This window comes from Hydrotalea sp. AMD (genome assembly GCF_004100315.1).
Lineage (GTDB): Bacteria > Bacteroidota > Bacteroidia > Chitinophagales > Chitinophagaceae > Hydrotalea > Hydrotalea flava.
On record NZ_SCKY01000023.1, the window covers coordinates 24,524 to 37,511 of the forward strand.

7 protein-coding genes are annotated in these 12,988 nt (G+C 36.1%); 5 read left to right on the top strand and 2 right to left on the bottom strand.

All coding sequences use genetic code 11. The features are described from left to right. Positions 1–37: 37 nt before the first annotated feature. The 4 genes from EO766_RS14750 (at position 38) to EO766_RS14765 (ending at position 9,289) form a co-directional block, all read left to right on the top strand. Positions 38–1,570 carry an OmpP1/FadL family transporter gene (locus EO766_RS14750; RefSeq protein ID WP_074420738.1) on the top strand — a complete coding sequence of 511 codons (1,533 nt, stop codon included), beginning with the start codon at positions 38–40 and terminating at the stop codon, positions 1,568–1,570. Positions 1,571–1,939: 369 nt separating this feature from the next. Continuing rightward, entirely contained in the window at positions 1,940–3,664 is a 1,725-nt protein-coding gene (gene ggt, locus EO766_RS14755) for a gamma-glutamyltransferase (protein WP_287101463.1), read from the top strand. Between the two features lie 72 nt (positions 3,665–3,736). After that, positions 3,737–4,402, top strand: a complete 666-nt coding sequence (locus EO766_RS14760; protein ID WP_074418020.1) for an HAD family hydrolase — start codon at positions 3,737–3,739, stop codon at positions 4,400–4,402. A 177-nt stretch (positions 4,403–4,579) separates the two neighbouring features. Next, positions 4,580–9,289 carry a translocation/assembly module TamB domain-containing protein gene (locus EO766_RS14765; protein ID WP_074420740.1) on the top strand — a complete coding sequence of 1,570 codons (4,710 nt, stop codon included), beginning with the start codon at positions 4,580–4,582 and terminating at the stop codon, positions 9,287–9,289. Positions 9,290–9,297: 8 nt separating this feature from the next. On the opposite strand, the gene EO766_RS14770 is transcribed toward EO766_RS14765, so the two are convergent. Then, on the bottom strand, positions 9,298–10,839 hold the full coding sequence (locus EO766_RS14770; protein ID WP_176712993.1) for an ArnT family glycosyltransferase: 1,542 nt from the start codon (positions 10,837–10,839) through the stop codon (positions 9,298–9,300). 441 nt (positions 10,840–11,280) lie between these two features. Here EO766_RS14770 and EO766_RS14775 point away from each other — a divergent pair, with 441 nt between their 5' ends. Further along, the gene (locus EO766_RS14775) at positions 11,281–12,510 is read left to right on the top strand and encodes a glycosyltransferase family 9 protein (RefSeq protein WP_074418017.1); all 1,230 of its coding nucleotides are present in this window, start codon (positions 11,281–11,283) and stop codon (positions 12,508–12,510) included. Positions 12,511–12,531: 21 nt separating this feature from the next. Here the strand turns inward: EO766_RS14775 and aroQ are convergent, their stop codons facing one another. After that, on the bottom strand, positions 12,532–12,954 hold the full coding sequence (aroQ, locus tag EO766_RS14780) for a type II 3-dehydroquinate dehydratase (RefSeq protein WP_074418016.1): 423 nt from the start codon (positions 12,952–12,954) through the stop codon (positions 12,532–12,534). Positions 12,955–12,988: the final 34 nt, after the last annotated feature.

Below are 12,988 nucleotides of genomic sequence, written 5' to 3' on the forward strand. Positions count from 1 at the left end.
TTCAACTATTTGTAAGATTCAGCACTAAAGCCAATCTATGAAGAAATTAATACCCATTCTATGCATTTTAGTGAGCCAGAGTTTATGGGCTCAAACTCCTGAAGATGCTTTGCGTACTGCATGGTTTACCCAAAATGGTTCTGCCCGAAATATGGCTGTAGGTGGTGTTATGGCTTCATTAGGTGGCGATATTTCCGCAGCCAACGTAAATCCGGCCGGGTTGGGATTGTATAAAACAAGAGAGTTGGTATTATCACCCGGTTTTTTAATGAATAACAACAAACTCAATTACAGAGGCACCGATTCAACTGCTAAAAAAAATGCATTTATGTATGGTGCCAGTGGTATCGTAATTGGTACACCCAGCAGGTATAGCGACAGTAAATTTACCAGTTCTGCTTTTTCACTTTCGGTAAATCAGTTAGCCAATTACAACAATCATATTCAATACAGTGGATTTAACAATATGAGTTCTTTTACCGAACAGTATTTAGAAGAACTGACCCGCGACAGGGCGGATACCAATGCCGCCTTAAGCAATTATATTTTTGGTTCATCTCTGGCATTCAGAACCTACCTGATTGATACCTTAAGCGGCCCCAACGGATCAGTAGCAGGCTATCAAAGTCTGGTACCTATTTCAACAGGTGTTATCCAATCGTACGATGCAGTAACTAGAGGTGGCTACAATGAAATTGCTTTAGGTCTGGCCGGCAATATGGCCGACAGGTTATATATTGGGGGTAGTTTAACGGTACCCATTGTATCGTATCAACGTGATTTAACTTATTCTGAAACCGATGCTACCAATAACCCCAACAATAACTTTGCTTATTTTACTTATCATGAAACGTTTAAATCGCAGGGGGTTGGCGTTGGTTTAAAACTGGGAATGTTATACAAACCAAAAGAGTTCTGGCGTATAGGTTTTGCATTGCACACCCCACAACTCATTTCATTTAACGATCAAATACGTTCTTCCATTACTGCCAACACCGAATCATATGCAGGTTTGAGAACCGAAACCAGCGACAAATTAAATAGCGGCAATCCGGGAACACGTCAATATAGTATCGTTACCCCATGGCGCGCCATTGCCAGCGCCAGTTATGTATTTAGAGAAGTAGCCAACACCCATAAACAGAGAGCTTTTGTTAGTGCCGATTTAGAATATGTAAACTACCGCGGTGCCCGGTTCAGAGCTGCCAGCAATGCAGACCAATCGAGTATTGATTATTACAGCCAGCTTAACAGTACCGTAAAAAATTATTACAAAGGCAATATTAATGCCCGTATTGGTGGTGAATTAAAATTTGATCCCTGGATGTTTCGATTAGGTGCAGCTTATTATGGTAGTCCTTATGCTGCATCTGAAGTAAAGGCGAATAGAATTGTAACCAGTGGTGGTGTAGGATACAGAAACCATGGCATCTTCATTGACCTGACTTATGTTTACACTTTTGTGAAAGATGCCAACTTTCCTTACTATTTAAATGACAAACCCAATACCTATGCCATACAAACCGGCAATTTGGGCAATATTGTAGCAACTATCGGTTTTAAATTTTAATTGGTTTAGCCACACAAATTCATACGCAATCATTGATAAGAGGAAGTCTCAAAAGTAAAATGAAGCGTTTGAGAATGGCTTAAATGAAAACTTTTTCCACCCCATTTACCGAATAAAAAGAGGCTGCCTGTGACTTTTGAGACAGCCTCTTTTTATTGAACACAATAGTTGAAAATTGAAAAAGTATGAACAGGAAAAATTGATGTACACAATGCATCTGCTAAACAGTGGAAAAGTTACATAAAATGATTACCATTTGAAAAATTACACCATCAACAAATAATCTGTAAATTGCTGTTATAAAATATTTATAAAAAAAATTGCACTATGTACTTTGCTTTCAAACTAAATACAAAAAAAATAAATATATTGTCAATTATTGTAATTATTTTTACGGTTACAGCATGTTTCCCTTTTCAGCTATATGCCCAAAAAGAAAACAATCTGGTTGGAGCAGGCAAAAAGATCGATCCTTTTCATTACACCATTCATAAGTCTGCCGGCTTTCTGCATGCATCCGTAGCAAGTGCACATCCGTTAGCCAGTATGATTGGTGCTGCCATAATGCAGGAAGGTGGCAATGCTTTTGATGCCGCCATTGCAACACAATTGGCACTGGCAGTAGTGTTTCCTGAAGCCGGAAATATAGGTGGCGGAGGTTTTATGGTGGCCAGAAAAAGTAATGGTGAAAATATAGCTTTAGATTTTAGAGAAACGGCACCCGAACATGCATCAAGAGATATGTACTTAGATAAGAATGGCAATCCCGATATGCATTTATCGCAAGATGGTCATTTGGCCAGTGGCGTTCCGGGTACCATAGCCGGTATTTTTGCCATGTACAAACATGCCAGATTACCATTTCAACAACTCATTGCACCCGCCATTGAATTAGCTGAACACGGATTTGTAATCACCACAAAAGAAGCACATCTCTTAAATGCCAAAAGAGCTGAATTTATACGTTATAATACTAAGCCCAATGCATTTGTAAAAGCAACACCCTGGAAGGAAGGGGATACACTGATACAAAAAGACCTGGCTAAAACATTGATGTGTATCAGCAAAAAAGGAGCAAAAGGATTTTATGAAGGTGAAACAGCCCAATTAATTGCAGCCGAAATGCAACGTGGTAAAGGCATTATAACATTGAATGATTTAAAAAATTACCGGCCTGCAGAACGCACTGCCCTCATTTTTAACTTTCAGGATTTTACCATTATCGGAATGCCCCCACCCAGTAGCGGGGGTATTATTGTTGAACAACTCATGAAAATGATTGCCAATAAACCTTTAGCATCATATGGTTTTGAATCGGTTAAAATGGTACAATTAATGGTAGAAGCAGAACGGAGAGCATTTGCAGACCGGGCCGCCTATATGGGCGATCCGGATTTTTGGAAAGTTCCATTAAAAACCCTTACAAGCGATGCATATATTGCTCAACGCATGGTAAATTACGACAGTACAAAACCTACACCCAGCAAACTGATTAAAGAGGGACAAATACCCGAGCACGAAGAAACCACACACATTAGCATTATGGATGCAGAAGGTAATATGGTAAGTATTACTACTACGTTGAATGGATGGTATGGCAGCAGAACGGTTGTGGGTGGTGCCGGATTTTTTTTGAACAATGAAATGGACGATTTTAGTGTAAAGCCCGGCGTACCCAATATGTTTGGCGCAGTAGGCGGTGAAGCCAATGCCATACAACCCGGTAAACGCATGCTCAGTTCTATGTCGCCAACCATTGTATTAAAAAATAATACACCATTTATGGTTTGCGGTACACCCGGTGGTACCACTATTCCTACCTCTGTATTTCAAACATTGGTAGATGTACTTATTTTCAATATGAGCGCAGAACAAGCCATTGCTGCTCCAAAATTTCATCATCAATGGTTACCCGATGTAATTTTTGTAGAACCCGATTTTCCTAAAAGCACCATTTCAGATTTAGAAGCAATGGGTTATACCATTCAACAACGGGGTAGCATTGGCCGAACAGAAATTATTAAAATATTACAGAATGGAGAAAGGCAAACAGCTGCAGATACCCGTGGCGATGATGCAGTGGCCGGGTATTAAACAACCGATATATTTTCAATATTTCGTTAATATATTACACATACAGCATTTTTTCATCAGCTAACATTTTATATGATACCAACATTTGGCGTTGCTTTCGATTTAGATGGAACACTCATCAATAACAACGATTACCACCTACAATCCTGGCAAATATTTTATCAGCAAAGAAATATTCCCCCGCTAACAAAAGCAGAATATTTAGCACATTTTAACGGCAAAACAAATGTAGATGTTTTAAAATACATTTTTGGCAATCAGATTTCTGAAGCAGATATAAAAAATTACACGAACGAAAAAGAGGCCATTTATCGGGAAATCTATGCACCATATATTCAACCGGTTGCCGGATTAATGGAGCTATTAGAAACGTTATTAAAACATGCAATACCTATGGTAATTGCCACATCGGGCATAAAAGACAATATAAATTTTATGTTACAACACCTGCCCATTAGGCAATATTTTAAAGAAATTATTTATTCAGTTCATATTACACATGGTAAACCACATCCTGAAATTTATGAAAAAGCAGCCCTTGAGCTGGGATTACCACCTCAGCAATGCATTGCTTTTGAAGATGCAGTAACAGGTATTACTTCAGCCAAAACAGCAGGTTTAAAAGTAATTGCATTAACAACCACACATACAGCCGGTGAATTAGCAGCTGCCGACAAAATTGTTACAGATTTCACCAGCATCACCTATCATCAACTGCAGCAGCTCATTCAGGAATAAAAATCTTAACAACTTCAATGCACTTTCATCGCAATCATTTACATAGAAGCCTTAGTTTTGGTACTGTATTTGGAATATTACATTGATTGATTAATTTCTGTTTATAAAACTACTCACCTGAAAAGAACACTCACCATATTAAGGCGTTTTGTATTTATTGTAATAGCGCTTGTTTTATTGGTATTTATTGCCATACAAACAACTATCGTTCAAAACTGGTTAATTGGCATTGCCACCAAAAAATTATCTAAGTCCTTAGGTACAGAAGTAAGCATTAAAAAAATAAACGTTACCTTATTCAATAAACTCAATTTAGATGGAACTTTAATACGTGACCGGCAAAAAGATACTTTATTATATGCAGCTGCTTTAAAGCTTAGAATAACCGACTGGTTTTTCTTAAAAGATTCAGCCGATTTAAAATATATTGGACTGGATGATGCCGTTGTAAAATTACAAAGGAAGGACAGTGTATGGAATTTCCAGTACATTGTTGACCATTTCGCCAGCCCAAAATCAACCAACACAAAAAATGGAATAACCCTGAATCTGAAAAAACTTGAATTCAATAACATTCACTTTATTAAAAATGATGAATGGCACGGAGAACGTATGACGGCAAAATTGAATTCTCTTTTATTAGATGCAGACAATATCAATTTAAACAAAGGAATTTTTTCTATCAATCAATTAAATCTGGATCATCCTTATTTTGAAATAGCCAATATTCATGAATTACGCCCCGATTCAATCAGAATTAAAGACCACCAAACCAATACACCCGATACAGGATTGCAGTTCAATACCGGTAATCTTTTAGTGCATCTCAAAAAACTCAACATTAAAAACGGAACACTTTCTGTTCAAGGAAATGATAAAAAACCACTACCATATTTTGATGGAAGCCATATTTACATTCAACAATTAACCGGGCATTTTGATGAGGTAAGTTTGATAAAAGATACTTTACACTGCATTGCAGACATTGCTGCAAAAGAAAGAAGCGGTATTGAAATAAAAAGATTAAAAACAAAACTAACCATCAATCCGCACATTATAGAATTGGCAAAATTAGATCTGCTTACCAATAAAAGCAGATTAACCAACTATTATGCCATGAAATTCAAACATTTTAATGATGATTTTAGTGAATATATTCATTCTGTTACCATGGTGGCTAAGTTTACGGAGGCCTCGGTATACAGTGATGATATTGCCTATTTTGCACCGGAACTAAAAGACTGGAAAAAACAAATCAATATTAACGGACATTTTGAAGGTACAGTAGCCAATTTTTCGGTACAGGATTTATTTGCCCGCATTGGCAGCGGCAGTTATATCAGTGGCAGCCTTGCTATGAAGGGTTTACCCAATTTAAATAAAACCATCATCAACTTTAACAATGGCACCATTAAAACCAATTATAATGATGTTGTTCTTTTTGCGCCTTCGGTAAAAGATATGAAAGTACCCGATCTTACCACTTTAGGCGATGCATTGTTTAAGGGAAATTTTAATGGCACTATTTATAATTTTACTTCTAATGGTACCATCACTTCAGGATTGGGTGGTGTTGCGGCCAATGTTACCATGCAAATACCACAAAAAAAGGATATTACTTATTCTGGAAATATTATTACCAACCATTTCAATATCGGCAAATTTTTACGCATCAGCCAGTTAGGTTATGTTGATTTTACAGGTAAAATTTCAGGCAGTAATTTTGATATTGAGAAACTCAAAACACAAATTGAAGGAAAAATTGCATCGCTCGATTTTAATCATTACACTTATTCAAACATAACCACCAACGGTACCTTTCAAAAAAAATATTTTAATGGTGAAGTTAAGGTTGATGATCCAAACATGAATTTTAATAGTAATGTAGAAGTAGATTTAAGTAAGCCGGATCCCAGCTTTAACATTTTGGGCGATTTGGTGAATGCCAATTTAAAAGTTTTAAATTTTTATAAAGACAGCTTGCAACTAACCGGGTTATTAGATATTTATTTTACCGGTAAAACAATTGACCAGTTTTTAGGTAGTGCAAAATTTTTAAATGCTACCATCACATCTGCCGATACCCAATTAAGTTTCGATTCACTGAACCTTACTTCCGGTTACTCAGCCGATTCAGTAAAATTTTTAAAAGTTGGCAGCAACAATTTCAACGGAACAATAGCAGGAAAATTTACCATTCTTGATTTACCCAACAGCTTTCAGTCATTCCTGCATCGCTACTACCCTGCCTACTTTAATGAGCCTGCAAAAATTGCCGTTAATCAGGATTTTACATTAACCCTGAAAACCGATTATATTGAGCCCCTGTTGCAGATATACAACAAAAAAATATCCGGATTAAACGATATAGATATTTCCGGACGTGTAAACACTGTCAAAAGTATATTTCAACTTTCTGCATTGGTACCATATGCAAAATATGACCAATATGCAGTTTCGGGCATTAACTTAAATTGTATTGGAAATTACGATAGTTTGTTACTATCAGGTAATATCAGCGATATTCAAATAAAAGACAGTCTTCAATTTCCCAACACACAATTATCCATCAAAGCTTCTAACGATCACTCTGTTGTACATCTTTCTACAAGTACCAATAATGTTTTGAAAAATGTGTTGCTGAATGCTGATGTGTATACCTTAAATGATGGTGCACGTATACACTTTAACCCATCTTCATTTATATTAAATGAAAAAAAGTGGAATTTAGATAAGCAGGGTGAAATTGTAATGCGTAAAAATTTTGTTTCGGCCAGTAATGTAAAATTCATACAGGGCTTTCAGGAAATTACCGTAGAAACCGACGAAGAAGAAGGCGGCAATACCAATAATCTTATTGTAAAATTAAAAAATATATTTTTAGGAGATATTACGGCATTATTTATCAAAAATCCCAAGCTGGAAGGCATCACCAATGGAGAAATTTATTTACGTGATTTTTACGGTCCATTTACTGCAGAAGCTAAACTATCATCTACTCAATTTAGATTGAATGATGACTCTGTAGGTATAGTGAATATACAATCTTTATATACCAGTATATCAGGAAAATTAGATTTTACTGTTACAGCACCAAATAAAGAATACCATATTAATGCTACGGGTTATTATAAAACCAAAGACAGTACCAACAAACCATTGTATGTTGATATACAATTGGAAAATACCAAAATCAATTATGTTGAACAATTTATTGGTGATATTTTCAACAGGCTAAAAGGTTACGGAACCGGTCATTTAATTATTCAGGGCAACCCGTCTGAACCTGATTTAAATGGCAATATTACATTGAAAAAAGCTGCTCTGAATGTTTTGTATACACAAGTGTATTATACCATTGATTCTGCCAATATATCATTTGAAAATGATGGCATTAATTTCAATGAATTTTATATAAAAGATAGTTTAAATAATATTGGACTGATTAAAGGAAAATTATACGAAAGAGGATTTAAAGATTTGGCTTTTGATTTTGATTTGTTTACCAACAAATTAATTATGTTGAACACCAAAGCCATCGACAATAGCCAATTTTATGGTAATGCTACCGGAAAAGCCACATTAAGTTTCAAAGGCCCCGAACAAAATGCCAAATTAACCATCATTGGAGACATTAATGTTCCATCACACATATATATACCAAACTCGGTTAGTAAAGAAAGCGGCGAAGCTGATTTTATTGTATTTAAAACCTATGGAACAGAAATGACCAATGAAAGGCAGAACAGTAATTTTAATTTACTGGTTGATTTGGATGTTGCTGCCAATAATAAATTAAATGTTGATGTAATATTAGATCCCTTAAGTGGTGATGTGATTAAAGCCAAAGGAAATGGCCGATTAAAAATCAGGGTAGGTACTAAAGACCCTTTAACCATTCGGGGAAGATACAATATTGAAGAAGGAAGCTATGATTTCAACTTTCAATCTTTCATCAGAAAGCCGTTTATTTTAAAACCTGATGCCGGTAATTTTATTGAATGGAACGGAGATCCGTTTAATGCAGATGTGCATATTGATGCCCAATACACTGCAGAAAATATTAGTGTAAATGATTTAATTAGTAATCAATCCGGCCAATTCAGCGGAACAAGCCGTGCATACCGTGGTTCGGTATATGTAATTGCTGAATTAAGAAACCGATTAAGCCATCCTGATATTACGTTTAAATTAGATTTTCCGCAAGGCAGCCCGTTAAAAACAGATCCCACTTTTAGTGAGTTCATCAACAAAATAGAAAATAATCAAAACGAAATGTTGAAACAGGTAACCTACCTGATTGTATTAGAACGTTTTGCACCTTACGGTGATATTGGCGGAGCAAATACCAATTTCACCAACATTGGTGTAAATACTATTTCACAAATTATAACACGTGAGTTGAATAAAGCAGTGTCAAATATTGTATATAAAATTACAAAAGATAAAAGCCTGAAAGTAGATTTGGGTACTTCTGTATACAGCAGCAGTGATATTTTATCCTCTACAACAGGCGCAGGTATTGGCACCAATACCAATGCATTAGACAGAAGTAGGATTAATTTTAAAGTTGGGAAAAGCTTTTTTAATGATAATGTAATAGTAAGCTTTGGCGGCGATTTTGACTTTGGTATTAGTGCAGCAGCCCAAAGTGGCAACTTTCAATGGCTTCCTGATTTTAATTTAGAAATTATATTAACCAAAGACAGACAATTACGGGCCATCATTTTCAGTAAAAACAGTTTAGACATCAATGCTGGTGCGTTAGGTAGAACCAGCAGGCAAGGCGCCGGTTTATCGTATAAAAAAGATTTTGAAAAGCTGTTCGGTAATAAAGAAAAAAATACAACTATCAAACCACCTGCCGATAGCACACTGATACAATAAAAGATGGTTTATAATTTTAAAGGTGTAGGTAATGCTTTACAATTTTTCATTCTATATACATAAAAATACCGCACTATTTTACCACCTCTTATTTGATTAATCACCTCCGGTTGCTCAATGGTGGTAAAATATTTATCAAATGCTTTATGAGGATCAAATGGTAAATTAGAGGGTACCACACAATAAGCATCATCCCCTATTTGCAAAGGTTTTCGGGCATTATTTAACCAGGCAAATTTGTGTATTTCATCTAATGGCCCTATCGCAATTACTCGATGTCCAGTAATTCGATGGGTATAATATTCCAAATGCCCGCCCGGAAACATTTTGCCTACAATAATGGGTGCATCGGGCTGCATTGTTCCTTTAGCAACATCGGCTTTCATTAATGTATCTAACTGATGACTAAAGGTTGTCCAGCCACTTACATCTAATGTTGGGCAATATTCACCAAAATTGGCTTTATCCTGACTGCCTAAATTAAACGGTGCCAACTGCACCAATAATATACCCAATAAAAGCGTACCACCCAGCAGCCAATAAGCAGTTTTTAAAAACCCAGGTACAGTTATAACCGATATTTTTTCTAAATAAACGGCCCCAAAAAAATACAATGGAATATAGGCCGGCCCACTCCAATGCGGCAGCGTTGCATTGAACATGGAAATGCCCCAAAATAAAAAAATCATCGGTATACTCATGCAAATAATCCAGGTATTGATGATAGCATTAAAAATGGCAGAACGATTTTTAATTACATAAATAATGGCAACAATTAATAATATAAAAACAACCGGATTCTGATAAGCAAATTCGCCAATTACTTCTCTCAAAAAATCATCTACCTGAATGGTGGTATGTGTTACTCTTTCTGAGTGATACCGATAAGTAATAAAATCGTTTTGAATATTCCACCACACAATGGGCACTACAAACAACAAACTTACCAACACACTTACATACAATCGGTAATTCAACAACCATTTCGGTTTTTTAATGATAATGAATAATCCAAACCCTGTCCATAAATACAAACCATGCACTTTACTGTATAAGGCCAGTCCAATCATCAAACCCAATAACAACCAAATGCCCAACGATTTTTCTTTGTTTTGCATCAATAATACTGCCATCAGGTATAAAGCGGCCGTCCAAAATACCATTTGCGGACTATCAGGCATAATGAACATGCCTGCGATAATTGCCGTATAAATTGAGCAGTTATAAATTAATGCAGCATACCAACCAATGCGTTCATTTTTCAGTAATCGCCCTGTTTTAAAAATAAAAATAGTGGCCACTGCACCGGAAAAAATAGCCCCCAACCGCATACTTACATCATTTACCCAATGCAGGTTAAGTGTAGAAAGCCTGATTAAAAAGCCTACCATAGGAGGATGATCAAAATGATTCCAATCCGGCTGAATGGCATACATCCAGTAATAAGATTCATCAATACCTAATTCCACAAAAAGTGAAATGAAAATTTTAACCAAAATGGTAATGATGAGGAGTCGATATAATAGTTTTTTGTAAGAAACAGCCATCATGGTATTTGATTTTAGCCAAACAAAAATAACGGTTGTATATGGAATTAGTAGGAATGGCTTCAAAGCCATATAGATTACCAATTGAATAAACCAAGCAGCACAGCTTCTCTCCATATACAACCCTTGCCTCAAAAAGCAGCCATGCAGCAGTACAATTTTCTTATTTTTGCAGCATAAACACATTACATCTATTTCGCACAAAAAGAATGGCATAAAATGTTGCAATTGTATTAAAATAACGGGTAGCTATTTATTTGTGCCCTAAGAAAATATAACTGAAACAATAACAATTGGCAGATAATGTTATTCAAAAAAAGTAGCTGGTAGCAGCTACATGGAACTAAAATAGATACATGCAATAGTTATGTGTAAGGTTACTTAGAACAAAAACCAACTATGCAACATGTTACATGTAATGAATGAAAATATAAAAAAGAACACATGAAAGTAGATACCATGCGTGAAATAGATAAGTATGCAGGCGTTCCGCTTACTTTTCTTTTATCCATCATTGCATTAATTGCCCGGATTTTTAGAACCATACCTCCTAAACCTGATTTAAGCAGAACCCTGTTTATAGAATTATCTGAAATGGGCAGCGCCATTATTGTTGACCCTGCCATGCGTAAACTGCAACAGGAAGCCCGGGCAGAACTCTACTTTGTCATTTTTAAATCGAATAGCAAAAGTTTAGAAATTTTAAATACTGTTCCATCTGAACATATTTTCAGAATGCGCTCAGAAAATATCGGTATTTTATTTATGGATGTTATTCGCTTTATATTTTGGTGCAGGAAGAAAAAAATAACCACGGTGATTGATTTGGAATTATTCTCCCGCTTTACGGCTATCCTTACTTTTTTCTCAGGTGCACTATCCAGAGTGGGCTTTGCCAGTCCGCATGATGAAGGTTTATATAGAGGCAATCTGATTAACTATCCGGTTCGTTATAATCCGCATGTACACATTGCCGTTAATTTTTATTCATTAATTAATACCGCATTAGGCTATCATGATACTTTTTATGCAACTACCCCGGTTCATTTCAACGATATTCATTTAGAAAAAGCCGGGGTTAATCCGCAGGCCGTTACAACCGTTCAATCTAAAATAAAGCAACTATACCCTTCTTATACCCATCAAAATATTTACTTATTAAATGTAAATGCATCTGATTTGCTGCCACAACGCAAATGGCTGCCCGAACGTTTTGCAGAAATTGGGCAGTTATTATTGGCGGCAGATAAAGAAGGTATTGTATTAGCCACCGGTGCTGCCGCTGAATTTGATTATGTAGCCAATGTGGTGAATAGGGTAAATGATGCACGCTGTATAAACGCAGCAGGTACTTTTAAATTTGAAGAACTCATTCCTTTATATTCTATTTCCAAGTTAATGCTCACCAATGATTCAGGACCAGCTCATTTTGCAGCGGTAACCAATTTAAAAGTTTTTGTCATTTTCGGACCTGAAACACCACATTTGTATTTACCGTTGGGCGGCAATGCAACGCCCATTTATTTAGGCCTGCCCTGCTCGCCTTGTGTAAGTGCTACCAATCACCGTAAAACATCCTGTATTACACGCCCCTGTATAAGCGGCATACCTACACAAATGGTATGGAGTTATATTGATAACTATTTACAAAATAACGCAGTCATTCCTGTATAAAAAAAGCGCAATCCAACTAAATTATTGCTGTGCTGAAAAAAAATTTACAGCCAATTCATATCCCTTTAAACCAAGCCCAATAATGCTGCCTACAGATTTAGCACTGACGTGTGATATTTTTCGAAAATCTTCTCTGGCATGTACATTTGAAATATGCACTTCTATTACGGGTGTTGTGATGGCAGCAATTGCATCGCCAATGGCAACGGAAGTATGTGTATAACCTCCCGGGTTCAAAACAATTCCATCATAATTAAAACCAAACTGCTGTAAAGCATTAATCAGCTCACCTTCTACATTGCTTTGAAAATAACTGAAATGAATATCAGGAAATTTATTTTGTAGCGTAATAAAATAGTTTTCAAATGTCTGGTGCCCATATACATCGGGTTCTCGCTTACCGAGCAGATTTAAATTAGGACCATTGATGATTGCTATTTTCATGTAAAACAGTTGCTTAGATGGTGCGGTGCAGTTT

What these genes read in the sequence shown, in the direction of transcription:
- EO766_RS14750 (WP_074420738.1), top strand. Translation starts at nt 38, where the DNA reads ATGAAGAAATTAATACCCATTCTATGCATTTTAGTGAGCCAGAGTTTA.
- EO766_RS14760 (WP_074418020.1), top strand. Translation starts at nt 3,737, where the DNA reads ATGATACCAACATTTGGCGTTGCTTTCGATTTAGATGGAACACTCATC.
- EO766_RS14770 (WP_176712993.1), bottom strand. Translation starts at nt 10,839, where the DNA reads ATGATGGCTGTTTCTTACAAAAAACTATTATATCGACTCCTCATCATT.
- EO766_RS14775 (WP_074418017.1), top strand. Translation starts at nt 11,281, where the DNA reads ATGAAAGTAGATACCATGCGTGAAATAGATAAGTATGCAGGCGTTCCG.
- aroQ (WP_074418016.1), bottom strand. Translation starts at nt 12,954, where the DNA reads ATGAAAATAGCAATCATCAATGGTCCTAATTTAAATCTGCTCGGTAAG.